Consider the following 25,865-nt stretch of genomic DNA (forward strand, 5'->3'; position numbering starts at 1 on the left):
GCGCCGCAGGCCCATCCTCAAGCCACAGATTGCTCCGTGTTTCATGATCTCTCCATGCGGAGAGACCAGCTATCCGGTCTTAGCTATCGTTTCCGATAGTTATCCCGATCTCAAGGGCAGGTTGCCTACGTGTTACTCACCCGTCCGCCGCTAACCCTTTCCCGAAGGAAAGAATCCGCTCGACTTGCATGTATTAGGCACGCCGCCAGCGTTCGTCCTGAGCCAGGATCAAACTCTCCAATAAAGTGTGGACAATTGCTTGTCCGTTATTGTTAAGCTCAAATAGCTCAAAATTTACTGCTAGCGAGATTTTGCAATCTCTTGTTGTGGTCGCTTGCGCGACCGTTGTGCTTCTTCACTCGTTGTTCAGTTTTCAAAGAGCAATCGGTGTTTCTTTTGTGTGCCACCATTTAGCGGCGACTTTTATAATATATCACATTCGAACCATTCAATGCAAGCTTTTTTTATTTCTTTTTTCTGGCTTGTCGGCTTGCTTCGATTCGTTTGCGGCCCTGTTTGAGCGGCGAAAATTAATTTATCACAGATTCGTCAGCAAAGTCAAGCATGAAAAAAAAGAACCGGCGAAATGGCCGATTCTCCCTGTATTTCCACGGCTTATGCCGTCGTGTATTTGAGCTCTACTTCGTTCAACTCCTCATCCATAGGAATGGCCACTTCGCGGATCAGCGATTTCCTGGCCAGCTTGTTCAGCAAAAGCGGCAGCTCAACGCGAATTTCCGCCAGATGGGGATGATTTTGCAAATCGTCGGCGCCCCAAGGCTGTTCGCTTTGCTGAAGAATACTGAATAGCGCTTTGCAGCAGCGCTCCATCTTGGACATAACGGAAAATTCACAGGCCAGCAAAACGAGCTGTACCCGTTGTTTTAAGGTTTCCTTGCTGGTCGTTAATTCTTCATACAGTTTGTATACGCCCGGGTTAATGACCCGTACCTGCCTCCAGACGGTAATCTCGGGATGGAAGCCTTCTTCAATAATGACAATCCGCGCCCAATGATGCAGCGCTTCAAGAATGTTGTTATATGCATCCAGCAAGTGCTCGTCCAGCAAATATTCCTTGCTTTGCAGATATTTGCGCAGAAAATAAGAAAACTCAAAGAGCAGCTTCTGCTCGCGCAGGTCTACGGGAAACTCCAGCATTTTGTGGCGCAGGCCCTCCAAATAAACATTGTGATCCAGAAGAATCTCCCCTTTTAAGAGCCAGTGAATGATGTTTCTATTGTCGCCGTTGCGAATCCACTGTTCCAGTGATGACGGGTCCACCCATCTTTCTTGTATACGAAGTTCGTCTTTTATATAATTAGTCGTATGATTGTTCAGGCTCAGATCGTTGGTAATGATAAGCAGCAGGATGTCAAAGCCGTCGGTCAATGCCGGCAGCTGCTTCGGGTTCTCCACGGCCGTAACGCTGATTACACGCGGATCGTCCCGAAATTTAAGCATGAGCTGATCTTTGGAATTGTCCATTGCGAATCGCAAGCTCCTGTCTTCATTTTGTTAATTTATTCTTTTCTACACGATCGTTGAAGTTTCCTGCTGATACCTGCGACAATTCAAACAATTCGTTGAAAGCGACGGGGGGAGCAAACTGTGCGTTTCAGATCTAGCAAGGTAAATGAATTTCGTCTGTGGGGGCTGCTGCTGACGATGGGCGGCATGCTGCTGATGATTGTCGGACTGGCCGGGATTGTGTTTGACTGGGGAACGGCTGGGAAAATTATCGCCGTTGTTTTTATGATCATCGGGATGATCGGGATGCTGCTGAGTATGGGAGTCTATTTCTGGGCAGGGATGCTGTCGACATCGGCGACGGTGATCGATTGTCCGGAATGCGGCCGCCGCACCAAAATGCTGGGAAAAACGGATCGCTGCATGTTCTGTAAAACGATTTTGACGTTGGATCCCGCTCATGAAGGGGTCGCCCACGAGTCGGACGAGCTGGAAGCCGCTCCGCTGCCGCAGCTGGAGCCCAACCGTGACCACGAGCATAAGCCGCATTGATTGAAGGCAACGCGAAAAAGGGTTTGTCCAAAAAGTCAATTTGTGATTTTTCGAACCCCACATGGAGTGGCAATATGCCCATAAAAAATGACCCCTCTCTCCACTTAACTGTGGATTTTGGGGTCATTTTTTTTGTTAGAAAGGCGAGACGGAAAGCGCTTTTTGAATGACGTCCCAGATCGCCGGCTGTTCGAAGCCACGACGCCAGGTGGCGATACCGGCGAGATTGTATTTGTTTGCTAATGCAATTCTCGCTTTCATGGAGGTGTCGTCTTCGAGCCAGATGCGAATAAGTTTGCCGCTTTCTTCGTATTCGACGTAATTTTGTCCGGCTTCGGGTGCAAAGACGGGTGTCAGTTTTTTTTCCTTGATGATGGCTTGCGCGCCTTCCATCGATAAGGTTTTGGAGCTGACGGTCGTTTTGCCGTTTTTGGTTTCTTCGGTCCACTGCCGCGTGTAGAACGGAATGCCGAGAACGAGCTTGGATGCAGGCACTTTGTCGGTGTCCAGCAGTCTGCGCACGGAATTCTCCATCCACGGCAGCGACGAAACGGAGCCGGCTTTCGGGCTGGTTGCCCAATATTCGTCGTATGTCATGATCATCATGTAATCTACGATTTGCGATAAGGCCGGACGATCGTAAAATAGCGACCACATTTCGTTGGTCGATTTGGGCGTCACGTCGATGGAAACGACCAAGCCCTGCTCGTGCATAAGCGGCGTCATTTCGCGGACGAATTGCACGAGGTCGTCTTTGTTTTTCAGATATACGTTCTCGAAGTCGATGTTGATGCCCTGCAGATTGTATACTTTTGCAAAACCGAGCAATTGTTTGATGATGTTGATGCGGGTGTCGTAGGTGGCTAGCGCGGCGGCGGTACGATCGGGCTCGAAGCCGTTACTGAACAGCGCCCACACTTGATAACCGCGATTATGCGCCCATTTGGCATAGGCGGCATCAGCGAGATTCTTGATGTTGCCCTTCTCGTCGGCCAATGAAAACCAGGTGGGACTGACAACGTTCAACCCCGGCATGGCGGGGATTTTGGCGGTGTCCGGGTTTTTGGATACGACATGCTCCCAGGTTACGTTCAGCTTGCCGCCGCTTTGCGGCTTCCACGGCACGAAATCAGGCGCAGCCGCGGTTTTCGGCACGGTTTCCGGCTCCGGCTCAAGCAGCAACCGCTTCTTGTGAACGAAGCCGATATATCCGGTAGTTTGCTGAACCTTGTACCAGTCGCCTGCTTCTTCCCAGACGATAACGCGCTCCTGCGCGGCCAAAGCGGATACGATCGGAGCTTGAAGGGTCGCTCCGGTGCGCATGACGGCTCCGTCTTTGTCGATCTGGCGGGCCCATTGCAGCTTCTCGCCCTGCTTGACGAGCAGGACAGCGCCGTTGACGTCCGATTCGCGCAGGTCGATCGGGTAGAGCTGACGCAGCGGTTCAATCGGCACGTAAACGACGCCGGCTTTTTTCTCAACAGGAAAATTCAGCGTGAACGGCTTCTCGTTCATGTAAGCGGAAAGCTGGCTCGTCTGAAAACGCAGCACCTTGTCCTTGGTCGTGATGATGACGGAATCGCTGGATTCCTCGTAAATGACCGCAGGATCAATCCACTTCTGCACGAGTTCGAGCGGCAGCTTGAGGCTATCCTTTTCGCCAATCGCTCCGACCGGAAAATAGTCGCCCTGATAAAATACCGGCTTCGCCAGGTCTGCAAATTCAGCTTGTACGTGCTGGCGATTGGGCAGCCACTGATCCTGAAACAAAACGGCTGCCCCCGCAGCCACCAGCAGGACGACGATGAACAATAATAACATCAGGCGTATCTTTGGACGCAAGTCATCACTTCCTTATGGTGTGCAAAAAGAAAACGCGCTCTTGTCTTCCCGGTATCAGAAGCTTCGAACACGTTTCAATTGGGTCGTGTGTATGAATTAGACGAGCTGACGCTCAAAAAGGTTGCAAGTTCGGGGTTAATGGGAGGTAATCCCTGCGCAGTCTGCGCAAACGCCGTACACTTCAAGACGATGACCGCGGACCTGGAAGCCGGTCTGCATAGCAGCCGTGTGCTCGACATCCGTTAACGGCGGATATTCAAAATCGGATATTTTGCCGCATACCTCGCAAAGCGCGTGGTAGTGGTCCGTCATATCGGCATCAAAACGGCTGGAGCTGTCGCCATACGTCAATTCACGAACGAGTCCCGCTTCGATAAAAACCTTGAGGTTGTTGTAAACCGTCGCCACGCTCATATTCGGAAATTTCGATTCCAGTGAACGGTAAATGTCGTCAGCGGTCGGATGTGTCATCGAATCCAGCAAGTAGGATAGAATGGCATGCCGCTGGGGGGTCATGCGAACGCCGGTTGTCTTCAATTTGGCCAGGGCCTGTTCTAGTTGTACTGCCATGATTCTCACCACCTGACATGATCTGCAAAGCTTCACTCTTTATTGTACGTGTGCAACTTTGCATTTGTCAACGACGGCTCGGTCAAACGGTTACTTTTTTCGCGATTCCAGCATAAACAGGACGAGTCCGGCGATGATAAGCACGACGGAGCCGACATAGGAGCCAAGCAGCGAAAACAGCCCTTCAAACCAGCGCGGCTTGGCGCTGAACAAGAAAAACAAGCTTCCTGCGACAATGAACAGGATGCCGAGGTTGCTGCCGCGCAACAGCCGCTGGATCGGGTCGCGCACCGCGCTGGCCGGATCGTCGGCAAACACGCCGAGCTCGCGGCGGCGATTGACGGCATCGGTCGATTGCAAGGCATCGAAGATGTTGTAAAAGTAGATCACCGGGATCATCAGCGCAAACAGGGTGACCATAGGAATGCTGACGTCACGGTTGCCGCTGACCAGGGTGACAATGGTGAAAATGTCGACGATGAGCAGCCCCATGATGAACAGGCCGCGCGGCATGAGGCCCAGGTAAAAGTGGCCGGTGCCGGGCATCAGCAGCGAAAACAGCCCGGATAGCCATTTGCGCTTGCGCGGAGTCTGGTAGTAAGGCGGCTGATAGCCCAGATGGGTGTAAGGATCGGCCGGATTGGCGGTAAAACGTTCTCCGTGCGCTTCTTCATGCAACGGATGACGGGATTCGTGAAACGAACTCATGGCAGCTGCCTCCTGTCTGCTGACGGATTATGAGATGAGCCGGGAAAGCTTTTCGATATAAAGGGACAGTTGAGCGATTTGCGAGTCGAAAGCGACGATTTTGCCGACGATGCCCGTGCTGATGAAGACGAACGTAGCGGCGATGGCCACGGAACCGTTTACGACTTCACCCCGCCAGCGCGGTATGCGCTTGGACGCGAGGATCGGTACAGGGCCGCCCTCCACCTGCTGCATGACTCTCCTCGTAAATTCGGCGGACGGTTCCAGCAGCGGCATATCGTCCAGCAGCTTATTCAGATATTGCGGCAGCTTGTCGTCTTGCCGATTGCTCGGTTTCATGCGCGTTCACCTCCAGCCATTGTTCCTTCAACAGCGCCTTGCCCCGGTAAAGTCGGGTTTCGACGGTTTTGACCGGCAGCCCGGTAGCCGCAGAAATCTCCTGATAGCTCAGCTGCCTGTAATGATACAAATACAGAATCAGCCGATACTTGTCAGGCAGAGCAGCCAACGCCGCCTGCATACGCTGCTGCTCGTCTCTGATCAGTGCTGCGGCTTCGGGCTGCTCGCGCGGCTCGGCAAACCAGCCCTTGACTTTCTCCAACAGCGTTTCGTAGGGCTTGCGCTTCTGGGACCTGCGGTAGTCCGTGACCAGATTAACGGTCATCCGGTACAGCCAGGTCGTAAACTTCGCATCGCCGCGAAAATAGACCAGCGAGCGAAAAAGCTTGACGAAGACGTCCTGGGTCAAATCCTCGGCGGTTTCCCGATGCGCCACCATCCGGTAGACGACGGTATAAATGTACGATTTATGCCGCTCGACCAGCGCGCGGTAAGCGTCGGAATGTCCTTGACGGACCTGTTCGACCAATTGTTCGTCCGTCAGCTCTTCCATGCTCCGCGATGCCTCCCCTTGTTTGTGCTCCTCATACTTAGACGATAGCCGCTCAGGTGAGCCCTTCACTTCTTTACTTTTTTTCCATGCTCACGCCCAAAATACCCGGCAGCTTGCTCGTTTCCTCTAACACGGTTAACAGCAGCCCCGGTTTGACGGCAGTCACAAAAAACGTCATTTCAATCGCCGGAGCGCCGGCGCTAACCGTCTCTTCCATCGCGATTTTGCGAATATCGATTTTTTGCGCCGCAAGCAGCGGCGTAATGAGCGCCAGCGTGCCCGGCTGGTCGACAGCAGTAATTTTCAACGTATGGATCCGCTTGCCGTTAAAATATTTATGCTCGACTTTATTCAAAATCCACAAGCTCAGCAAAACGACGCCGCAAGCCAATCCGGCGGGATAGTAGAAGCCGGCGCCGACGGCAAGCCCGATGCCGGCAACGACCCACAACGATGCAGCCGTCGTCAAGCCGGTAATCGAACGGCCGTTGAACATGATGGTCCCGGCGCCGAGAAAGCCGATGCCGCTGATGACCTGCGCCGCCAGCCGCGACGGATCGATCCGGACGTTCGTTTCATTGACAAATTCGCTGAAGCCGTACATGGACAGCAGCATCACCAGCGCCGAGCCTACGCAAACGAGGATATGTGTGCGCAAGCCGGCAGGATGGCTGCTCATTTCGCGCTCCAGACCGATCAGTCCGCCCAGCAGCAAAGCCAGCAGGATTCTGAGCGTAACATGAAGTTGGTCGATAACCCAAGGATTGCTCATGGTGATTCGCTCCCTTTTTCTCATGCGATATCCTATTGTATCACGCTTTATTCGGGAACGACCCGATTATTCGGAAAAAACAAACCGGGACAGGACCGGCCGGGCAAGAGCCGTTGCCTGACCTCGTGCCGCCAAACAGCGGACAAGCTCCCCGGCTAGAGGACGAGCTCCAGTGTCGTCATGACTACGCAAGGAACGATCGTCCGTGAACAGCGCGGCATAAAGCCGAAGCTTTCGTACAGGGCGATGGCGGGCAGATTGGCCGCAGCCGTCGTCACCACAAACCGTGACGCTCCCTGACGGCGCTGCTCGGCGAGCAGCTGCTTCAGCAAGGCCCGGGCAATGCCGCGGCGAAAATAATCCGGGTGCACCATCATCCGGCACACGGTGACGACGCAGCCGGCGCGCGTCCAGGAGACGGCGCCGACGAGCCTGCCGGGCGTTGCGTCGTCGCTCAGGAAGCCGTAGAAGCGCTCGCCCGATTGCCGCAGCGAGGCGATGCCGTCCGGTAGCGGTGCCGCCTCCGCCAAGCCGACGCGCTCGGCTTCCACCCGATACGAGGCGGCTTGCAGCGCAAGCAGCTCCAGGGCTTCGGCATTCGTTTGCAAATCGAGCTTCGTGATGCCCATCGGCAGTCCTCCCTCGGGAAATGGAAAAGCAAAGCAGCGTCCCGCTTATGCGCAGGACAGCCGCTTTGCCGTCAAGTTGATTTATTTGCCGCTCAAGCATTCGAGGATCAGCTTGTTGACCAGACCCGGGTTGGCTTTGCCCTTGGTCTCCTTCATGACTTGTCCGACGAGGAAGCCTACGGCTTTCTCCTTGCCGGCTTTGTAGTCGGCCACCGATTGCGGGTTGTTGTCGACAACTTGCTCGACGACCTGCTTGATGGCGCCTTCATCGCTGATCTGCACAAGCCCTTGCTCTTCGACGACGGTTTGCGGCGCTTTGCCGGTTTCGATCATGATCTTGAATACGGTTTTGGCGATTTTCGAAGAAATGACGCCTTTTTCGATCAGGCCGATCATTTCGCCGAGGCCTTGTCCGGTTATTTTGACATCAGAGAGCTCTTGGTTATTCGCATTCAAGTACCCGAGCATATCGCCCATGATCCAGTTGGCGACGGCTTTGGCGTCTTGCGTGAAGCGCAAGCTTTCCTCGAAGAAATCGGCCAGCTGCATGGAAGCCGTGATCACCTCGGCATCGTAGCCCGGCAAGCCGTATTCCGCCGCATAGCGGGCCTTGCGGACATCGGGCAGCTCGGGAATCGACGCTTGCACGCGCGCCTTCCACTCCTCATCGATATACAGGCTGACCAGATCCGGGTCCGGGAAGTAGCGATAGTCGTGAGCCTGCTCCTTGCTGCGCATCGTCAGCGTCTTGCCTTGGGCTTCGTCCCAACGGCGCGTCTCCTGCACGACTTTGCCGCCGCTATTCAGTACGTCCGCTTGACGGAATTCCTCGTACTCCAGCCCTTTTTGCACGCCGCGGAACGTATTCATGTTCTTCAGCTCGGCTTTGGTGCCGAATTCGGCTTGGCCTACGGGACGCAAGCTGATGTTGGCGTCGCAGCGCAGCGATCCCTCTTCCATTTTGACGTCGGATACGTCGCAATAAAGCATGATCGCTTTCAGCTTCTCCAGATAAGCGCGCGCTTCTTCCGGTGAGCGCAGGTCCGGCTCGGATACAATTTCAATCAGCGGGGTGCCGACGCGGTTAAAATCGACAAGCGACGCGTAACCGCCGTCGACGTGGGTCAGCTTGCCGGCATCCTCTTCGAGATGGACGCGGGTGACGCCAATGCGCTTGGTTTGGCCGCCGACTTCGATGTCGATCCAGCCATGCTCGCCGACCGGCTGGTCGTATTGCGAAATCTGGTACGCCTTGGGCGAATCCGGATAAAAGTAGTTTTTGCGGTCGAATTTGCTATGCGTGGCAATTTGGCAGTTCAGCGCCATCGCTGCCTTCATCGCGTATTCCACGGCTTGCCGGTTCAGCACCGGCAGCACGCCCGGGTGGCCCAGGCACACCGGACACGTGTTGGTATTCGGCGGAGCGCCGAAGGAAGTCGCGCAGCTGCAAAATATTTTGGATGCGGTATGAAGCTCTACGTGAACCTCAAGCCCGATTACCGTTTCATATTGCGTTTGTGTTGCCGTCAAAATGAATGCCTCCTTCGTCCTTGGTCTCGCTTTGGCCTACAGCGCAGGGCGCTTCAGGTGATGATCGGTTTGCTGCTCGAACGCATGGGCGACGCGCAGCACAGTGGCTTCGTCCAGCGCCTTGCCGATAACCTGCAAGCCTACGGGCAGTCCGTTCACAAAGCCGCAAGGCACGCTGATAGCCGGAACGCCGGCCAGGTTGACCGGAATGGTCAAAATATCGTTCAAATACATCGTCAGCGGGTCGGCCGTCTGCTCCCCGATGCGGAATGCCGGCGTCGGCGCCGTTGGCCCGATAATGACGTCGTATTGCTCAAATACGCGGTCAAAATCCTGCTTGATCAGCGTGCGGACTTTTTGCGCCTTCAAATAATAGGCGTCATAGTAGCCGGAGCTGAGCGCATAGGTGCCGAGCATGATCCGGCGCTTGACCTCGGAGCCGAAGCCTTCGCTGCGCGACATGTGGTAGACGTCGAGCAGATTGCGGGCGTTGTCGGAGCGTACGCCATAACGCACGCCGTCAAAGCGCGCCAGATTGGAGGACGCCTCGGACGAAGCAAGCAGGTAGTAAGTGGCTACGGCGTATTCGGAGTGCGGCATGGACACTTCTTCCCATACGGCGCCTTCTTTTTCCAATATGCTCAACGCTTCCAGCACCTTGTCGCGCACAGCCGGATCGACGCCCTTGCCCATGTATTCCTTGGGCACGCCGATGCGCAAGCCTTTGACGCTGCCGCTCAGGGCACCGATGTAATCGGGGATGTCGACGTTCGCGGAAGTCGAATCCTTGGGGTCGTAGCCGCTGATCGCTTGCAGCAGGTAGGCGGCGTCTTCGACGTTTTTGGTCAGCGGCCCGATCTGGTCCAGCGACGATGCGAAGGCAACGAGGCCGTAACGGGACACAAGGCCGTAGGTCGGCTTCATCCCGACGATGCCGCAATAAGCCGCAGGCTGACGGATCGAACCGCCGGTGTCGGAGCCAAGCGAGAAATACACCTCGCCAGCTGCAACCGAAGCAGCCGAACCCCCGCTGGAGCCGCCCGGCACGTAGTCGGTATTCCACGGATTGTAGGTCGGGTGGTAAGCGGAATTCTCGTTGGAGCCGCCCATCGCGAATTCGTCCATATTGAGTTTGCCGATCGTGACGGTTTGCGCGCTTTTCAGCTTCTGCACAACGGTGGCGTCATAAATCGGATTGTGATTGGATAAAAATTTGCTGGCACAGGTCGTGGTCAAGCCTTCGGTCACGATATTGTCTTTAATGCCGATCGGCAAGCCGAACAACAGGCCGCGCTCGGCGTCCGTACCCAGCTGCTCGTCCAACGCGCGCGCGCTGCTGCGGGCATTCTCCTCGTCCAGCTTCAGGAATGCTTTTACCTTGCCGTCTACCTCGCCGATTCGCGTAAACGATTGCTCGACCAGATCGGTGACGGATAGCTCCTTGCTGCGGAGCTTATTGTGAATTTCTTGTAATTGCAGATCAAACAAAGACAACGACAGGCACTCCTTCCATTAATGGTGTAGCGTCTATTCCAATACAGCCGGAACTTTGAACTGCTGGTCTTCCTCGTCGGGCGCGTTCAGCAGCACCTTCTCGATAGGCAGGGACGGGCGGGCAACGTCGTCGCGCATGACATTCACCAGCGGCATCGCATGGCTCGTCGGCAGCACGCCGTCCGTATCCAGCGCGTTGAGCTGCTCGGCGTATTTCAAAATCGCATTCATCTGCCCCGTAAACTGCTCCTTCTCGGCATCGGTCAAATCGAGGCGCGCCAGCTTGGCGACGTGCTCGACATCCTGGATCGTAATGCTCACATTCAGACACCCTTTCTCAACGTCTAGTCATTCTTTTCATTATATCTCAAGACGTGCAGGAAACTCAATCAATCGGGCTCGGGAAGGCCAAGAAAACCGCTGTATACAAAAAAGCCGGCGCTTGGGCCGGCCCCGTAAAGGCAATCGTCTCAGATCCAGGCGCGCAGGCCGATCTGCTTGATGAAATCCTCGGTGGATTGCACTTCCTTATTTTTCTCTAACAGCGTTTCGACATTGTCGCCGTTCATGATTTTGCGGAACAGCTCCTCATTCTTGGTAGCCAGGGCATAATCGATCAGCGCTTCGCGTTCGATCCGCTCGGCTTCCTGCTGCAGCAGCGTTTCCTCTTCTTCGATGTCGTCGGCGGGCACATAATAAATCTTGTTGTCCTTAGGCACCCGAACGACGTAATCAAACACGTTGTCGGCGTTGCGGTCATAAGCGATGATGTATCCGTATTCGCCGATCGGCAAATTTTGCTCAACTGTGTCGTTGACGATGTAAATCTTTTGACCAAGACGCAGCAAGGCGGCTCCCCCTCACTTGAAAAGCTGGAATGTCTCGCACAGCAATAATCAAACCTATGAACATAGTAATATAGTACTAAAAAAATAGGTAGTTTACAAATGAGTTTTGTCAAACCATCGCCTTACATCAAATAAGCGCCCGCTTCGCCATAAGGCGACGGACGCTTGCAAGGAAATTTTCCGCTTACCCGGCACGAGCTGAAGGCAAATGCCGCAGCTTGGCCCTCGGGCGAGAGCGGCGCTTCCTCTTTTTTCATGAAACAGAGCTATAGTGAAGCGGCAGCGCAGCGTTCGGGCAGCAGGAAAGAGACATCGTTATTCTCAATGAACGTCAACCGGTCTACGCCGAGTCCGCGGTAGGCAATCCGCGAATTGCTTTTTTTCGTAATAACATGAATGAAGGCCGGATTCCAGCTGCGGCAAATCTGCACGTAACGGCAGCATAGCGTAAAGCTCAGCTCGAATAAATACACCTCGCGGATGGGAACCTCGGGCGGATTCCACGTCTTGGCGTCTGTGGTATTGACCTGAATGATTGTATCGGTATCGACACCCATCGCTTCCAGACGTCGCTTGCCGTAGTTGCTGTTCGTCATGGCGTAGAAATCGAGACCGCGTTCCCGTAGCAGGGAAAGAAATGCTTTCCCGGCCTGATTGGGCGCAGATACCAGGATGCAGCCTTCGGTAGCTGCGGTGTTGCCATCGGTCATGCCTCCTCCTCCTTCAATGCATCGTATGCGGTCACCGGAATACCGGGAATCGTCCCCTCCACAGCGTCGGACCGCTTCAGATTCGTTGTTTTCATTACGGAAAGCGAGCCTTCCGTTTCAAGAACCGCGTAGGCAACTTCATGTATGTAAAATACGTCCTTGCCGCGGAGCAAGGCCATCAGGTTTTGCATGGTCAACCGACTTCGCTGCATCGCGTTGCAGTCGATTTGGCCGTTGCGGATCAACACAAGCGGATGGCCGTTAAGCACTTGTTCCGCACGCCGGCTTTTCAGCGCAAGTAGGCCGTTAACAAATGTAAGCAAAGCAAACAGGGTTAGTACAGAGAGGCTCGCCCACCAGGGGATTTGTTCGGTAAAAATCACGCTCCCTGCAATTGTCCCTAATGTAATCGACGCCACCAAATCAAAAAAAGTCATTTGTGAAATTAATTTTTTGCCGAGAATCCGACAGCACACGAATAAAGTGACAAAAGCCGCCACAGTCTTGACCAGCAATGAAATGATCAGCATGTTTCCTTCTCCTTACCGTCCACAGGTTTGATTTCGAAGATTTGCTCCAATAGGATAGGTTAGGAAAAAGAGAAGGGTTTTATGCGCACAATGGCTGAGCAGAACTCGTTCGACGGAAAAAGAGCCTGCCGGAGCAGGCCCGGTTGAATCATAGGCACTTAATCGCGCGATGCGATAAAGCCCGGCCGCGGCGATTTGCCCGAATAAGGGGCTTGCAGCTTATTGTCCACGCTGTTGTAAACAATGAAGACATTGCTGCGCGGGTCCGGCGTAATGTTGCTGTTCGAGCCGTGCATCAGGTTGCAGTCGAACAACAGCACCGAGCCCGCTTTCCCCACCGGGGCGGTAATGCCGCCGCGCTCAGCCAGCCATTTCAGGCTTTTCGGATCGGGTACGCCATACTCCTGACGGCGCAGCGACTCCTTGTAATGATCGTCAGGCGTTTCCCCGACACAGGAAACAAAGGTGCGGTGCGATCCGGGAATGACCATCAACGGACCGTTATTGGCGTGATTGTCCTCCAGCGCAATCGAGCAGCTTAAAGCGCGCATGCGCGGCATTCCGTCCTCGCTATGCCAGGTCTCGAAATCGGAGTGCCAGTAAAACTCCTTGCCGGTGAAGCCCTGCTTGAAATTGATTCGCGACTGGTGCACATAGACGGCGCTACCGAGGATCCGTTCGACGATGGCTTGGATGGCCGGGTGGCTGGCGACCTTGGCGAAAATCTCGTTATCCCGGTGTACGGCAAAAATCGATCGGATGTCTTCACCGCCGGGCTCGCGAATCACCTCCGGCCGGGCGTCTTGCTTGCTCACTTCCCACAACCGCGCCAGCTCGCGCTTCCACAGCTTGACTTCCTCTTCGCCGAAGAAGCTCTCCAGGAACAAATAGCCGTTCGCCTCGTAAAAATCGAGCTGCCCCTTGCTCACAGGCGAGGCTCCTTCGCCGTATACAACCGGATCCTGTCGCGCAAGCAGCTTGGCGCTGCCGCTCACTCTGGACGGATACGGGTCTTGCAGAGTCGAATCATGCAGAATAACTTGGCCTTTGGATGTCATCATCGGTTACCCCTTTTCCTCATTAGTCTAAAGGATACACGCCGTCGGCGTCGTGAACCTCTTGTCCCGTCGTTGGCGGATTAAACACACAAATCATCCGCATGTCACTTTTACCGCGCAACAGATGCTTCTCGTGCCCGTTAAGCACATACAGCGTGCCGGGTGTAATCGGATGCACCTTACCACTCTCCAGCACTTCAATCTCGCCTTCGCCTTCTATGCAGTACACGGCCTCCACATGATGCTTATACCAGATTTCCGTTTCCGTATTGGCCTTGATGCGCGTATCGTGGAGCGAGAACCCTGCTCCATCCTGCTTGACCAGCAGCCTGACGCTGCTCCAGGTCGGCGTGTCGACGTCAAACGTCGATCCCGCAAGCTCATTCAGGTGTCTGACAATCATGCTGGATTCGCGACCTCCTTCATGCTGGCGCGCAACAGCTCCAAGCCTTTGCGCAGCTCGCTGTCGGCAATTGTCAGCGGTGGCATTACCTTGGCTACCTCGCTGTCCGTACCGGACGTCTCCATGATCAGTCCATGTGCGAACGCCCGCTCACAGATGCGCTGCGCGGTGTCCCCTCCCGCAAAGGCAATGCCCTGCATCAGCCCCCGGCCCCGCACTTGACCACCCAGCTGCGGGAATTCGCGAACCAGCTCCTCCAGCTCGCTGCGCAGCAGCTTGCCTTTACGGACGATATCCTGCGAAAATTGCCCGTTCTCCCAATAACGCAGCGCTTCGGTCGCCGAAACAAACGCCAGATTGTTTCCGCGAAACGTCCCGTTATGCTCGCCCGGCTCCCAGACGTCCAATTCAGGACGGATCAGCGTCAATGCCATCGGCAGCCCGTAGCCGCCAATCGACTTGGACAAGCAAACAAGATCCGGTTGTATACCCGCCTGCTCAAAGCTGAAAAACGTGCCCGTTCGCCCGCAGCCCATCTGCACATCGTCGACGATGAGCAAAATGCCGTGCAGCTTGCACAAGCGGTCGAGACGGCGCAGCCAGGCCGTGCTCGCTTCATTGATGCCGCCCTCGCCTTGAATCGTCTCGACGATAATCGCAGCCGGGAGCGAGACGCCACTGCCGCTGTCACGGATGTAGGTTTCCAGATAGTCGATCGTATCGACGTTCTCTCCCATATAACCGTCATAGGGCATGGAAACGGTATGATGCAACGGAATGCCCGCTCCCTTGCGCTTGAACTTGTTGCCCGTTACCGAAAGCGCGCCAAGCGTCATGCCGTGGAACGCGTTGGTGAAACCGATCACGGTCGTCCGGCCCGTAACCTTGCGCGCCAGCTTCAAGGCGCTTTCCACCGAATTGGCGCCTGTCGGGCCGGGAAACTGGATTTTGTAATTCAGTCCGCGCGGCTCCAGAATCGTCTGACGGAAGCTTTGCAGAAAGCGCTCCTTCGCTTCCGTTGCCATATCGAGGCTGTGCGCAATGCCGTCATTTTGCAAATAACTGATCAGCTTTTGCTTGAGCGCTTCCGGATTGTGACCGTAATTCAGCGCGCCGGCTCCGGCAAAAAAATCGAGATATTCAACGCCGTTTTTATCCCAGAGCTTACTGCCCTTGGCTTTGGCAAACACGGCCGGGAAGGAGCGGCAATAGCTGCGAACCTCCGACTCCAGCGCTTCAAAAACGTGCATTGAACATCCGGCTGCATCCAAAACCTTCATTTAAGACTCCCCCTTGTTTGTGTTAGTACGATTACTCTGACTTCCAAGCGGCCCGATTCGCACCAGTTGCTCGGCTTCATGCTGGCTGCCCGGAAACAGCTCGGCAGCGAAGCCGCTTGCTACTGTACGCCGGGTGCCGAGTCTGTCGGCCAAGCCTGCAAACAGCCGGTGCGAGGCCGCATTGTCCGGCGAAATGGTCGCTTCGATATAGCGGACCTCCCGACAGCGGTCCAGTGCAATCAAGCTGCTCAGCAGCGAATCGGCAATGCCGCGCTTGCGGTAATCGCGCGAGACGGCAATTTGCCATACGAACAGCACCTCCCGGTCGGAGGGTTGGATAAACGCCGATACAAAGCCGACAATCCGCCCGTCCAGCTCAGCGACCAGACAGGTATCCTTGAAATAAGCGGCCAGCATAATGTAGCAGTAGGCCGAGTTCACATCCAGCCGCCCGCTGTCAGCTACCGTCTGCCAAATATGCCGCCCGTCCTCGGGACGAGCCTTGCGTATCGTCACTGCCGTTTCTTGAGCTAGCGTTTCTGTCATCGCGCTCTCCTTCCTGCTTCCCCGTATCGATCGCTGCGGCTGTATGCAAATCCGCGCCGATCGAGAACGTTTGCCGAAAGCGGCTCAAAAATGCTTTCAGTCTGGGGCTTTGCGGGTTTTCAAAAATTTGCTGCGGCGTCCCTTGCTCGACAATGGCGCCTCCGTCAGTGAATAAAATCCGGTCGGCTACTTCTCTGGCAAAATCCATTTCGTGGGTAATCAGCATCATGGCCATGTCTCCGGCAGCGGCCAGCTGCTTGATTACAGCCAGCACCTCGCCAACCAGCTCGGGGTCCAGCGCCGACGTTGCTTCATCGAACAGCATCACCTGCGGCCGCATAACAACGGCTCTGGCAATCGCCACCCGCTGCTTCTGACCGCCAGACAGACGGGCCGGATACTCCTGCAGCTTGTCGTCGAGCCCAACCTGCTCCAGCGTGGAAACCGCCAGCTTGCGGGCTTGCGATCGTTCCATGCCGAGCACATGCACCGGGCCTTCCATCACGTTATTTAAAATCGTCATATGCGGAAACAGATGAAACTGCTGGAAGACCATGCCGATATGACGGCGAACCCGGTGCAGATGCTTTTCGCCGGCCGGTACAAGCTTATTGTGAACGCGGCGATGCCACAGCAGCTCGCCCGCTACCTCAATCGTTCCGGCCGTCGGCCGTTCCAGCGTCATCAGCAGACGGGCCAGCGTCGTCTTCCCGGAGCCGCTTGGCCCGATGACTGCGACTTTTTCTCCCGGATAAATATCGAGATCGATGTCTTGAAGCACCGAATTATCGCCGTAGGCTTTGCTGATTTTGCGGTATTCCACAATGGGCTTTCGCTCGATGTCATTCATCGCGAACGCTCCCTTACTTCGTTTTTTTCATAAAATGCAGCTCCACGCCGCGCACGAGCAGCGACGAGGCATAGCTCAAAGCGAAAAAGAGACAGCCAACCAGCGTAAAAGCTTCTACATACCGGAAGGAAACCGAACCCAGCGACTTGGCCGTCTGCAGCAATTCAACCACCGTGATTGCCGACAGCATCGGCGTCTCTTTAAACATCGTAATCAAGTAATTGCCCAGCACCGGCGCCATTGGCGGCACAGCCTGCGGCAAAATAATTCCTGTCCATGTACGTCTTGCGCCGAGATTAAGCGCGCGGGCGGCTTCCCACTGCCCCTTGGGCACAGCTTCAATGCCTCCGCGGAACACCTCGGATATGTAGGTGCTATAATGAATGCCAAGTCCGATCACGCCTGTTGCAAACGGAGAAACGGCGATGCCGTAAAGCGGAAGCACATAGAATAAAACGAATAGCTGTACCAGCAGCGGCGTGCTGCGGATAAATTCAACCCAAGCGGCCACCATATACGAGCCGATCGGTCCCCCGGCATAGCGGATGACGGCAAGCGGCAGGCCGAGCAGGCAAGCCAGCGCGAAGCCAAGTACCGTCGCGCCGATTGTCATCGGCAACGCCTTGAGCAATTGAGGCAAAATGTCTAACGCATAATTCCAATCCCACATGACTAACTGCGCCTCCATGCGATTCTCCTGCCGAATGCGCGCAGCAGCAGCGTCAACAGCGCGGACAACAGAAAATACATAACCAGCAGGCAAACGAATATCGCTGCTGTTTGCGAGCTGTCGTAGGTACGTAGCAGCATTCCTTGATAAGTCAGATCGGTTAAGGTAATAAAATAAACAAGCGATGTGCCTTTCAGCAGCTCAATCTGCAAATTGCCAAACGACGGCAGCATCAGCGGCAGCGCCTGCGGCAAAATGATCCGCCGCAGCCGCAGCCAAGGCGTCATGTTCAACGCCGTTGCCGCTTCCCGCTGTCCTTGCGGCACCGCGATCATCGAGCTGCGAACCACCTCGGAGCCGTAGGCCCCGTAGTTCAGCCCCAAGGCCAGAACGGCTGCCGTCATCGCCGGCATATGCACATCCAGCAGCATCGGCAAAGCGAAGTAGAGCCAGAACAGCTGCACGAGCAACGAGGTTCCGCGTACAATCTCCACATATGCAGTCACTACGGCGCGCACCGGCCGCCAGGGCGAAAGGCGCAGCAGTCCGGCTGCAAACGCCGCAGCCAAAGCGACAATCAGCGCCATCGCGGTAATTTCCAGCGTCATGATCATTCCCCGGCCCAGCGCAGGAACGATTTCTCTCAAAACCGCCATCGGTTTATTCTCCGGACAGCTTGTCGGCCGTCATATCGCCCGGCAGCTCCTGCTCCGTAAAGCCAAACGGCTTCAAAATCTCCAGCAGCTCGCCGGATTGCTTGAGCTTCGCCAGCTCGGCATTAAACGCATCGCGGAACGCAGTATCGTCCTTGCGGAACGCCGCCGCCCCGTAGCCGCGAACACTGCTGCCGTCCACCTCGGGCTGCGTGAAATCCATCACCCGCTCCAGCTCCGCGTCCTTGGCCGAATCGAGATTGGCCTGTAAGGAAGGTCCCGTCATCGTCACAGCATGAACGCGACCGGCCTGCAGGGCGGAAATCGCCGAAGGCTGATCGGGAACCGTTACGATTTGCTCCTTGCCGACGCCTGATTTGATCAAATACTCATTTTCGATAGCGCCGGTCATGACCGCAACTTTCAATTCTTTATTCGCAGCCAAATCCTTATAGCTGTGCAGCTTTTGCGGGTTGCCTTTCTTCACCGCAAGCGCTTCGCCGATGCTATATTCGGGATTGGCGAAGGAAACCTCCTTGCTCCGTTGCGGATTGATGAACATGCCGGCCGTAATAATATCAAAGCGTTCGGCCTTCAATCCCGGAATCAGGGAACTGAATTCGGTCAGGACGCCGTTCATTTCAGCAATACCCATACGCTGGAGCACCGCTCTGGCCACTTCCACCGCTTCTCCGGTCAGCTTGCCGTCCGGCGTGGCGTAGGCATACGGTTTCTCGTTGGCGAAGCCGACTGCTACAAAGCCTTGCTGCTTCGCCTTCTCCAGTGTGTTGCTCGTATTATTTGCAGGCTCGCCGCCGGTGCTCTGCGTAGCGCAGCCCGCCACAGTCAGCGCCAGCAAGATGCATAGCGCAAACGAAAACAACCTGTTCATTGCAAAACTCCTTTTCCTTTTTTTGGGGCCCTCTAATAGCGTAACATGAAGCCTGCCGACGCTCACCCTCGCTCAGCACGACTCAGTCCCCTTCCGCCACGCTCTCCCCCGCTGAGTGAAGATAAGCAGACACATTCAACAAAAACCTCCCTGATCCTAACAAATGCTTGCATATACGCCATTTCCGCCAATAGCTACAGCAAGATATTGGATATGAGACGGATTAAACAGGTGATAATTGTGTATCTTTCAAGGAAACTGATTCTTTTTCTACCAAATCGACTAAAATCGATGGAAAATGACAATCTTGACGCAAAAACAGATTAGGCGGACGCCGGTGTTGACAAAAAGGTTTTCACGTAATAATATATTTTTACGTAATATAAATTTGTAACGTCAGGAGCTTTCGTTTCATGCCTAAAGAAATTCAGGAGAGCTATTACGTGGAGCTGCCGGAGCAGGCACTGGCCCTGCTGAATCCGCTGCGCGGTGAAATTTTGGCCCAGCTCGGCGCACCTGCCTCGGCGGCAGAGATCGGCCGCCTGCTTGGAGAGACGGCGCAACGCGTCAATTATCATTTGAAGGCGTTGGAAAAAGTCGGACTCGTGCGGCGCGTCGGCTCGCGTCAGGTGCGCAATCTCGTTGAGATTTTGTATCAGGCGATCGCCAAAACGTTCGTGCTCGCCGATTCGCTCGGCACCCGGCCGGACACTGTCCAGAAGCTCAAGGATCAAAGCGCGCTCGCCCATCTGGTCGCCGCTTCCGAGCGGATCAAGCGCGACGCGCTGCTGCTGCTGGAGCAAAGCGAGCAGGATGAGCAAATTCCAAGCGCGGCCCTTCACTTGCAGGTGGCGCTGCCCGACGACGAGACCCGCAGCGCGTTTGTCGAAGAATACGCAGCAATGGTGCACAAGCTTGTGGAGCGCTATCAGCAGCCGGATACGGCGGGAGCGGCGTATCAGGTCGTTGTGGCCGTATATCCGGAGCCGCTGGATCATTCGGGGAAACAGGAAGCAAAGCTTCCCAAGAAGTAAGAGCGGTTCTTGCAGAGAAAGCTTCACCTCGCCGGTCATGCACCGTTCGTCTGGGAGTGCTGTTTGGATTTAATGTTGAAGGAGGAGAACGCTATGGGTGAGCATAGGGAGCACCGTGAAGACAAGGAAGCACGGCTGGCGCCGGATCGGGCCGTTGTCGTCTGGGAAAGCGCGGTCCGCGAACGCAGCACTTCCCGCCAGCCGGAGGAACAAGGAGGCGTGACGGAGTTGGAGGCGTATCGGCAGAGTAAAACCGGGGAGCATGCAAGCGAAGAAGCGTTCGTGACAACGTGGAGCATTGGCACCGGAACGCAGCAGCGCGAGCCGATCAAGCTGATTATGGTCTCTTCGGGCTTTAGCACGCGCAAGCGGACAGAGCCGCTGCGGGAGAACAGCGGACCGCAAGCCGCATTATGCTTGGCGGCTTAGAATTAAGCGAGCGCAACACCCGGAGCGTGGTGCCAGCCTTACTCTCGGCTGTTTGCCGTGTGCGGCGCGGCCTTGCTCTGTTTGGCGGGCAGCCGATGGGCCGGGCGGCGCCATGCCGGCAGCTTGCGGTTTGTTTCGGAAGCGTAGCGGGAGCCGGTTCAAAGCGCTGCCAGCCGGCAGGCGGGCAGGTCGGTCGCAGCGGATGCTCTCCGCCAACTGCAGTGAGAATAGAGGAACTGCAACGCATACCGTGTCGCAAAAAGCGCGGCAAATGGTAGTAAACTAAAGGATGCCCATATACAAGGAGGTAGCAAAATGAGCATAATTCCGATGGTCATTGAGCAATCGGGGCGCGGAGAACGCTCCTATGACATTTATTCGCGGCTGCTGAAGGACCGGATTGTGTTCGTCGGCTCAGCGATTGACGATCAAGTCGCCAACGCCGTCATTGCCCAGCTGCTGTTTCTGTCGGCCGACGATCCCGAGAAGGATATTTCCATGTACATCAACTCACCGGGCGGATCAACGACTGCAGGCTTGGCGATTATCGATACCATGCGTTTTATCAAGCCGGATGTCTCAACGATTTGCGTCGGCTTCGCTGCCTCAATGGGTTCGATCCTGTTGACGGCAGGCGCTCCCGGCAAGCGCTATGCGCTGCCAAATTCGGAGGTGATGATTCACCAGCCGTGGGGCGGTGCGCAAGGCCAAGCATCGGACATCCAAATCCGCGCCGAGCATATCATGAAAACCCGCCGTGTGCTGTACGGCATCATGAGTGAAACGAGCGGACAGCCGCTTGAGAAAATCGAACGCGATTCGGATCGCGATTATTTTATGAGCGCTGCCGAAGCCAAGGAATATGGCTTGATTGACAGCGTTATTGAACGCAGCGGCTAAACCGCCGCACCATATATTGAAGCAAAGGCGTCGCTTGCCGGAACGTTGGCACAAGCGACGCCTTTTTTATTATGTTAACAATTTGTGAACATAAAGCGGTCATATTGTCAATACTCTTTTAAATTTCCAATCAGTGCTTTTATATTACGATAACTTATGTTAATATTTAAACAAAGAAATAATCCCATTAAAATCCAGTTAAAGCGCAATTTTGGTGTTTTCGTCGATACTCTCCTATTCTATGGTTTGAAAGTCAAAAATGATAAAAAAAATATAAACTGTTGAGGAACTTGCTTATGGAAATAAAAGATACGCTTCCGCTGCCCGATGCCTCGTTCGAAGAAACATTGGAAACCGCCATTTTTATCAATTACCATACGACGCATCCGCTGCCGACAACGCAGCAGATCAAATCTTCATGGGAACAGCTGCAACAGCGGCTGCACCAACAAAAAGAGACCGGCCTCCGACTAGGCTAGTCTCTTTTTTTGCTTGCTTTAGTTAAGCAGGCCAACAGAAAGCAGATTAATCGCTGCGTGAGGGCGGTTCCTTGCCGGATAAATAGCCCAGAACCTTTTTCTGGTGGCGCTCCGATACCGGAACAAACTTGCCGTCTGCAAAATAGACGGACTGACGCTCCTGATCATAGCCGCCCAGTTGAGCCAAATTGACGATAAACGATCGGTCTACGCGCGCAAAATCCAAATCGGCGTAAGCATGGAGGAGCTGCTCGAAGGTGGTGGGCAGCACAAATTCCTGATGGGCGGTGTATACCGATATTTCACTTTTGTGAATAGAGAAAAATAAAATTTCGGAATGGTCAAGCTCATGGACCGAACCATCTTTAGCCAGAACGCGCATCAATACGTCATCGCCCCCATGTAATTGAAAATTGTGATTGCTGTGCGCTGCTGTATTCTCCGCCATACGCCTACTTCCTATTGTATACACGTCAGCATGTGCTGTACAACTGAAACTTTACAGCGTAATAATTCCCTCCCGCGTTATGCTCAGCTTCTCAAAGCCATCCTCTGTAATCAAATAGCTGTTTTCGATACCGACCACGCCCCGGCCCGGGAAGGTAAATTTGGGCTCGACGGCAATGACCATCCCCGGTGCAAGCGGATAGGTGAAGCCTGCCGCCAACACCGGCAAGTCGTCAATCTCCAGTCCGATGCCGTGTCCGAGAAACCGTACCTGATCGTCGCCCCAGCCCATAAAGTAGGGGCTTAATCCCGCCGCTTCCACTTGTCGCAAGGCATCGTAATAAAGATGCTCACTGATCGTACCGGGCTTCAGCTTCGCTTCCGTCGCTCGCAGCACCTGCTCCGCTGTGTCATACGCGCGCTGTAGCTCGGGATCAAGCTCCCCGATGACAAGCGTGCGCGTCTGGTCGATCAAATATCCGTCGATGCAGCAGCCCAAATCGACGAGCAGCGGATCGCCGCGCCGGATGGCAGCGCGGCTTGAGCCTTGCGGGCTGGACGGGTGCAAGCCTTGCCCCCCGGCCGGCCCGTCAAAATACGTGGGCACCGCCGCCGAAGCGCCTGCCGCCACCATTCCGGTAATCAACTCGGAATTGTAGGCGCGCATGCGCATCAGGCCCAGATGCCCGCGCAGCCGGAGCTGATGCTCGATGAGCGCAATCAGCTCAAACTCGGCCATCCCCTCGCGAATGCTGGGGATGACAGCTTCGAAGGCCGCGTCGACGACCGTCGCGGCCCGGCGAATCGCCGCGATTTCATCCGGCGATTTGAGCATTCGCTGCTCGCGGACCAGCAGCGAGCCGTCCTCCCAGACCGCGCCGGGGAACGCGGTCTCCAGCCGCCGTAGCTGCTGCACGGGCAGCACGTCGAATTCGGCCGCCAGCCGCAGCGGCGCCGCGGCCGGCATCTGGCCCGGAGCGCTGCTGCGCAGCTCCGGGAAGCGCTGGGCAAGACGCTCCCGCAGCGTCTTGAGCGAACCAAGCGGCTCGACAGTCGTCGCCGCTTCGCTTTCGGCGCGCGCGACGCTGCGGCGCACGAAGTAAATCGCCTCACCGCTGGCGGGGAGAAAGACGTACCCGTTTTGCATCGAGCCGGTGTAATAATAGATATCGACATTTTGCGTAATAAAAAAGCCGTCGATTCCCCGTTTGCCCATCTCTTGCTGCAGCGCTTGCTGCCGTTGCTTGAATATCGTCATGCCCTTCTCCCTTCATCCTCTGTCCATATTGAGGCCTAACCGCGTATGGATGCTTATCTTCATTTATTATAGCTGCATGTCCGCTACTTTCATAAGCGCGAAAAGACCCATAGTCTGTCAGCCGATGCACGCCAGCTGGCACCAACGATTCTACAGCGATTTTCGCGATGTTCCGCCGCTCCCCGCAGCCCTGCCGACAATTTCCCGGGAAATGCAAGCCCGGTTGTCAATTTGCAGCGATTGCTCGACATCCACGGCCAGATTACGCCTGCACAATTCGACTCCTGTCCCTCCGCGCAATAGCGGCTCTGACAGCCGAGACTGTCCGATAAATCGGTAGCGATAAAAAAACGCGACCCGGTTCAAGCCCGTAATCGCGTTCTTCGCATTCCATTTGCTATACCTTAAATGATACCGCATCCCCATCCATTTATCAATATACTTTTACATATAAATCCATTTATTCCCAACAAAACCGCGAGCCCTCCGCCCATAAAGGAAGGAAGGCTCTGGGAACTCCGCTTTTTGGCTCGAGCTGCCGGTCTACTGTCCTCTTGTGTCTCAGGCGACTAGCAGGGTCTGAGGTAGCTGCGCGTAATGATGACAAGCAGGACAAACAGGACAAGGATGCTGCCGGCATTGGACGGTTTGGCTACCGGCATGACGACGGCCGGCTTCGGATACACAATCGACGTCTGTTGATAGGAAGCGTGCAGGTGAATGTCGTTGTGAACAGGCTTTTGAATGACTGGCGGCGGTTGAACGACGGTAGCGTGAATCGTTGGATGCGGCATGGGCATTGGGGCTGGCATCGGCATGGGCATTGGCATCGGGGCCGGCTGGGGAAACATTTTTTCCATAGAAAAAAACCTCCTTTATATTGGGGAACTGCTGTGGATGATTTCGCGGATGGGTGATTCACTTACAACACCAGTCTATGGGGCGTCCCCCTACACGAACACGGTAAATACCCAGATGCGGCAAAAATGGACGTTTTGCCGGCAGACAGGCCCGAACGGGCTCCGCTTGTCTGGGTCGTCCGCTGCATCGCAGCCAGGTGCGGGGCGGATCGGCCGAATTGGATTGGGACGGGCGAACCGCACCGCACTCCTCGCAGCCTACCGCCCTGCGCTATTCACCGCCGACGCCGGAGGCCAAAAAAACAGCCCGGCCGCAATTGCTTGCAGCCGAGCCGTGTGCTTTTACACGTATGGATTGTTTTCGCGTTCATAGCCGATCTTCGTCCGGACGCCGTGCCCCGGATAGACCACGACCTCGTCGCCCAGCGGGAACAGCTTGTCGTGAATCGACGTCATCAGATCATGCTGATTGCCGCCCAGATCGGTACGGCCCACCGACAGCCGGAACAATACGTCCCCGCTGAACAAATGCTTGTCATACAAAAAGCTGACGCTGCCCGGCGAATGCCCAGGCGTATGGAATACCTTGAGCTTGATGCCCAGCAGCTCCAGCACCTGACCTTCATCCAGCGCATACTCCGCCGGCGAAGCGGTCACCGGACCGCCCAGCTGCGGCCAGTAGGCCGAGCCGTTTTTGCGCGGATTGCCCAGCCAATCGGCCTCCAGATCGTGCAGATAGACCGGACAGCGCTTGAGCTTGCGCACTTCCTCTACGCCGCCAATGTGGTCGAAATGCGCGTGCGTCAGCAAAATCGCTTCAATGTCCAGATCGGCGATCCGCTTGAGCAGCGGCTTCGGATTGACGCCGGGATCGATAATAATGCCTTTTTTCCGTTCGGGATCGGACAGCAGATAGCAGTTCGTGCCCAAATCGCCCAGCGGAATCGTATCAATTTTGATCATCTGCCTATTGTCTCCGTAACCGCTTAAAATGTCGAAAGCAGCTCGCGCAGCTCCTTGACGATCACCGTCTGGTAGCCTGTGCCTTCGCCGTATTGACGGCCCATCTCAGCGCGGGCGACTTGAATCTTCTCGTTGTAGTCCGGCGCTTCGCGATCGGGATTCTCCTTCTTGAACTGCGTCATGACCGCCTGGACATGCTGCGGGCGCGGTCCCCATTGACCAAGCACAAAGCCGCCCGTATCAACGAAAATCACGATCGGAATCGCGCGTCCGCCCATCGTCAGGAACTGGTCCATCGTCTCCAGATGCTGCTCCATCACCAGCACTTCAACCGGAATGCCGCTGTTTTCCAGCGCTTTGAATACGACAGGCACGTTGCGGACTACGTCGCCGCACCATTCGGCGGCCAGAATCAGGCAGCGCAAATCGTCGCGGTTGTTCATCGATTCGAAAAACTCGCGATCGTCCTCATTCTCCCACTCAAAACGGTTATACCAATCGAGAAACGCTTCCTTGTTTTTGTCGATGCTGTCGATAAACTGCTGCGGCTTCACGCCTGTACGCAGCTTGTGGGCGAGATTCATACTCATAGCTTAACT

General features: G+C 55.3%; 31 protein-coding genes, 1 rRNA gene and 1 pseudogene. 5 read left to right on the forward strand and 28 right to left on the reverse strand.

Translation table 11 applies throughout. The features are described from left to right. Both B5M42_RS19875 and B5M42_RS19880 read right to left on the reverse strand, forming a co-directional pair. Positions 1–244: ribosomal RNA gene (locus tag B5M42_RS19875) — 16S ribosomal RNA — on the reverse strand; the annotation flags it as partial. A 371-nt stretch (positions 245–615) separates the two neighbouring features. Then, positions 616–1,485 carry a nucleotidyltransferase-like protein gene (locus B5M42_RS19880; protein ID WP_134753404.1) on the reverse strand — a complete coding sequence of 290 codons (870 nt, stop codon included), beginning with the start codon at positions 1,483–1,485 and terminating at the stop codon, positions 616–618. 123 nt (positions 1,486–1,608) lie between these two features. On the opposite strand from B5M42_RS19880, the gene B5M42_RS19885 reads away from it, so the two are divergent. Then, positions 1,609–2,019, forward strand: a complete 411-nt coding sequence (locus tag B5M42_RS19885) for a DUF2614 family zinc ribbon-containing protein (protein WP_134753406.1) — start codon at positions 1,609–1,611, stop codon at positions 2,017–2,019. A gap of 135 nt (positions 2,020–2,154) precedes the next feature. Here the strand turns inward: B5M42_RS19885 and B5M42_RS19890 are convergent, their stop codons facing one another. The 21 genes and pseudogenes from B5M42_RS19890 to ehuB all read right to left on the reverse strand — a co-directional run bounded on the left by B5M42_RS19890 (position 2,155) and on the right by ehuB (position 18,896). After that, complete coding sequence (locus B5M42_RS19890; protein WP_230633044.1) at positions 2,155–3,861, reverse strand: glycosyl hydrolase family 18 protein; 1,707 nt, start codon at positions 3,859–3,861, stop codon at positions 2,155–2,157. A gap of 135 nt (positions 3,862–3,996) precedes the next feature. Then, a complete protein-coding gene (gene perR / locus B5M42_RS19895; protein WP_134753410.1) occupies positions 3,997–4,431 on the reverse strand; it encodes a peroxide-responsive transcriptional repressor PerR in 435 nt (144 codons plus the stop codon). A gap of 90 nt (positions 4,432–4,521) precedes the next feature. Further along, positions 4,522–5,139, reverse strand: a complete 618-nt coding sequence (locus B5M42_RS19900; protein ID WP_134753412.1) for a hypothetical protein — start codon at positions 5,137–5,139, stop codon at positions 4,522–4,524. A 27-nt stretch (positions 5,140–5,166) separates the two neighbouring features. Next, positions 5,167–5,478 (reverse strand): hypothetical protein, encoded by a 312-nt coding sequence (locus tag B5M42_RS19905; protein WP_134753415.1) that lies wholly within the window; start codon positions 5,476–5,478, stop codon positions 5,167–5,169. Next, positions 5,429–6,031: an RNA polymerase sigma factor gene (locus B5M42_RS19910; protein ID WP_134753417.1), complete on the reverse strand. Its 603-nt coding sequence runs from the start codon at positions 6,029–6,031 to the stop codon at positions 5,429–5,431. Before B5M42_RS19910 ends, B5M42_RS19905 begins: the two co-directional genes overlap by 50 nt. Before the next feature lie 73 nt (positions 6,032–6,104). Next, complete coding sequence (locus B5M42_RS19915; RefSeq protein WP_134753419.1) at positions 6,105–6,803, reverse strand: MgtC/SapB family protein; 699 nt, start codon at positions 6,801–6,803, stop codon at positions 6,105–6,107. Between the two features lie 155 nt (positions 6,804–6,958). Continuing rightward, positions 6,959–7,432 carry a GNAT family N-acetyltransferase gene (locus B5M42_RS19920; RefSeq protein ID WP_134753421.1) on the reverse strand — a complete coding sequence of 158 codons (474 nt, stop codon included), beginning with the start codon at positions 7,430–7,432 and terminating at the stop codon, positions 6,959–6,961. Positions 7,433–7,513: 81 nt separating this feature from the next. Further along, a complete protein-coding gene (gene gatB, locus B5M42_RS19925) occupies positions 7,514–8,962 on the reverse strand; it encodes an Asp-tRNA(Asn)/Glu-tRNA(Gln) amidotransferase subunit GatB (protein WP_134753423.1) in 1,449 nt (482 codons plus the stop codon). Between the two features lie 36 nt (positions 8,963–8,998). Then, positions 8,999–10,456 (reverse strand): Asp-tRNA(Asn)/Glu-tRNA(Gln) amidotransferase subunit GatA, encoded by a 1,458-nt coding sequence (gene gatA, locus B5M42_RS19930; RefSeq protein ID WP_134753425.1) that lies wholly within the window; start codon positions 10,454–10,456, stop codon positions 8,999–9,001. 33 nt (positions 10,457–10,489) lie between these two features. Then, entirely contained in the window at positions 10,490–10,777 is a 288-nt protein-coding gene (gatC, locus tag B5M42_RS19935; RefSeq protein WP_134753427.1) for an Asp-tRNA(Asn)/Glu-tRNA(Gln) amidotransferase subunit GatC, read from the reverse strand. Positions 10,778–10,926: 149 nt separating this feature from the next. Then, positions 10,927–11,304 (reverse strand): ATPase, encoded by a 378-nt coding sequence (locus tag B5M42_RS19940; RefSeq protein ID WP_134753429.1) that lies wholly within the window; start codon positions 11,302–11,304, stop codon positions 10,927–10,929. Positions 11,305–11,570: 266 nt separating this feature from the next. Further along, positions 11,571–12,014 carry a hypothetical protein gene (locus B5M42_RS19945; protein WP_134753431.1) on the reverse strand — a complete coding sequence of 148 codons (444 nt, stop codon included), beginning with the start codon at positions 12,012–12,014 and terminating at the stop codon, positions 11,571–11,573. Continuing rightward, complete coding sequence (locus B5M42_RS19950; RefSeq protein ID WP_134753433.1) at positions 12,011–12,544, reverse strand: DUF421 domain-containing protein; 534 nt, start codon at positions 12,542–12,544, stop codon at positions 12,011–12,013. Before B5M42_RS19950 ends, B5M42_RS19945 begins: the two co-directional genes overlap by 4 nt. A 158-nt stretch (positions 12,545–12,702) precedes the next feature. Next, on the reverse strand, positions 12,703–13,602 hold the full coding sequence (gene thpD, locus B5M42_RS19955) for an ectoine hydroxylase (RefSeq protein ID WP_134753587.1): 900 nt from the start codon (positions 13,600–13,602) through the stop codon (positions 12,703–12,705). Between the two features lie 22 nt (positions 13,603–13,624). Further along, positions 13,625–14,005, reverse strand: a complete 381-nt coding sequence (locus B5M42_RS19960) for an ectoine synthase (RefSeq protein ID WP_134753435.1) — start codon at positions 14,003–14,005, stop codon at positions 13,625–13,627. Beyond that, positions 14,002–15,285 (reverse strand): diaminobutyrate--2-oxoglutarate transaminase, encoded by a 1,284-nt coding sequence (gene ectB / locus B5M42_RS19965; RefSeq protein WP_134753437.1) that lies wholly within the window; start codon positions 15,283–15,285, stop codon positions 14,002–14,004. The genes B5M42_RS19960 and ectB overlap by 4 nt, the downstream gene beginning before the upstream one ends. Continuing rightward, positions 15,286–15,831, reverse strand: a complete 546-nt coding sequence (ectA, locus tag B5M42_RS19970; RefSeq protein WP_134753439.1) for a diaminobutyrate acetyltransferase — start codon at positions 15,829–15,831, stop codon at positions 15,286–15,288. A 73-nt stretch (positions 15,832–15,904) separates the two neighbouring features. Continuing rightward, positions 15,905–16,681, reverse strand: a pseudogene (gene ehuA, locus B5M42_RS19975) (ectoine/hydroxyectoine ABC transporter ATP-binding protein EhuA); the annotation flags it as partial. Between the two features lie 13 nt (positions 16,682–16,694). Next, on the reverse strand, positions 16,695–17,351 hold the full coding sequence (ehuD, locus tag B5M42_RS19980) for an ectoine/hydroxyectoine ABC transporter permease subunit EhuD (protein ID WP_134753589.1): 657 nt from the start codon (positions 17,349–17,351) through the stop codon (positions 16,695–16,697). 2 nt (positions 17,352–17,353) lie between these two features. After that, positions 17,354–18,007 (reverse strand): ectoine/hydroxyectoine ABC transporter permease subunit EhuC, encoded by a 654-nt coding sequence (gene ehuC / locus B5M42_RS19985; protein ID WP_134753443.1) that lies wholly within the window; start codon positions 18,005–18,007, stop codon positions 17,354–17,356. A 4-nt stretch (positions 18,008–18,011) separates the two neighbouring features. Next, on the reverse strand, positions 18,012–18,896 hold the full coding sequence (ehuB, locus tag B5M42_RS19990) for an ectoine/hydroxyectoine ABC transporter substrate-binding protein EhuB (protein ID WP_134753445.1): 885 nt from the start codon (positions 18,894–18,896) through the stop codon (positions 18,012–18,014). A 413-nt stretch (positions 18,897–19,309) separates the two neighbouring features. On the opposite strand from ehuB, the gene B5M42_RS19995 reads away from it, so the two are divergent. The 4 genes from B5M42_RS19995 (at position 19,310) to B5M42_RS20010 (ending at position 21,738) form a co-directional block, all read left to right on the forward strand. Then, on the forward strand, positions 19,310–19,930 hold the full coding sequence (locus B5M42_RS19995; protein ID WP_134753447.1) for a winged helix-turn-helix domain-containing protein: 621 nt from the start codon (positions 19,310–19,312) through the stop codon (positions 19,928–19,930). Between the two features lie 93 nt (positions 19,931–20,023). Continuing rightward, positions 20,024–20,359 carry a hypothetical protein gene (locus tag B5M42_RS20000; protein ID WP_134753449.1) on the forward strand — a complete coding sequence of 112 codons (336 nt, stop codon included), beginning with the start codon at positions 20,024–20,026 and terminating at the stop codon, positions 20,357–20,359. Positions 20,360–20,674: 315 nt separating this feature from the next. Next, positions 20,675–21,259, forward strand: a complete 585-nt coding sequence (clpP, locus tag B5M42_RS20005) for an ATP-dependent Clp endopeptidase proteolytic subunit ClpP (RefSeq protein WP_134753451.1) — start codon at positions 20,675–20,677, stop codon at positions 21,257–21,259. A 296-nt stretch (positions 21,260–21,555) separates the two neighbouring features. Beyond that, the gene (locus B5M42_RS20010; protein WP_134753453.1) at positions 21,556–21,738 is read left to right on the forward strand and encodes a hypothetical protein; all 183 of its coding nucleotides are present in this window, start codon (positions 21,556–21,558) and stop codon (positions 21,736–21,738) included. Between the two features lie 46 nt (positions 21,739–21,784). Here B5M42_RS20010 and B5M42_RS20015 read toward each other — a convergent pair whose 3' ends face one another. The 5 genes from B5M42_RS20015 to B5M42_RS20035 all read right to left on the reverse strand — a co-directional run bounded on the left by B5M42_RS20015 (position 21,785) and on the right by B5M42_RS20035 (position 25,856). Next, positions 21,785–22,186, reverse strand: a complete 402-nt coding sequence (locus B5M42_RS20015) for a LytTR family DNA-binding domain-containing protein (RefSeq protein WP_134753455.1) — start codon at positions 22,184–22,186, stop codon at positions 21,785–21,787. A gap of 51 nt (positions 22,187–22,237) precedes the next feature. After that, on the reverse strand, positions 22,238–23,443 hold the full coding sequence (locus B5M42_RS20020) for a M24 family metallopeptidase (RefSeq protein ID WP_134753457.1): 1,206 nt from the start codon (positions 23,441–23,443) through the stop codon (positions 22,238–22,240). 569 nt (positions 23,444–24,012) lie between these two features. Next, positions 24,013–24,303, reverse strand: a complete 291-nt coding sequence (locus B5M42_RS20025) for a hypothetical protein (protein ID WP_134753459.1) — start codon at positions 24,301–24,303, stop codon at positions 24,013–24,015. A 342-nt stretch (positions 24,304–24,645) separates the two neighbouring features. After that, on the reverse strand, positions 24,646–25,266 hold the full coding sequence (locus B5M42_RS20030) for an MBL fold metallo-hydrolase (RefSeq protein WP_134753461.1): 621 nt from the start codon (positions 25,264–25,266) through the stop codon (positions 24,646–24,648). 23 nt (positions 25,267–25,289) lie between these two features. Continuing rightward, positions 25,290–25,856, reverse strand: a complete 567-nt coding sequence (locus B5M42_RS20035; RefSeq protein ID WP_134753463.1) for a thioredoxin family protein — start codon at positions 25,854–25,856, stop codon at positions 25,290–25,292. Positions 25,857–25,865: the final 9 nt, after the last annotated feature.

Origin of the sequence: Paenibacillus athensensis (assembly GCF_004514475.2) — a bacterium.
Taxonomy (GTDB): Bacteria; Bacillota; Bacilli; order Paenibacillales; family NBRC-103111; genus Paenibacillus_AL; species Paenibacillus_AL athensensis.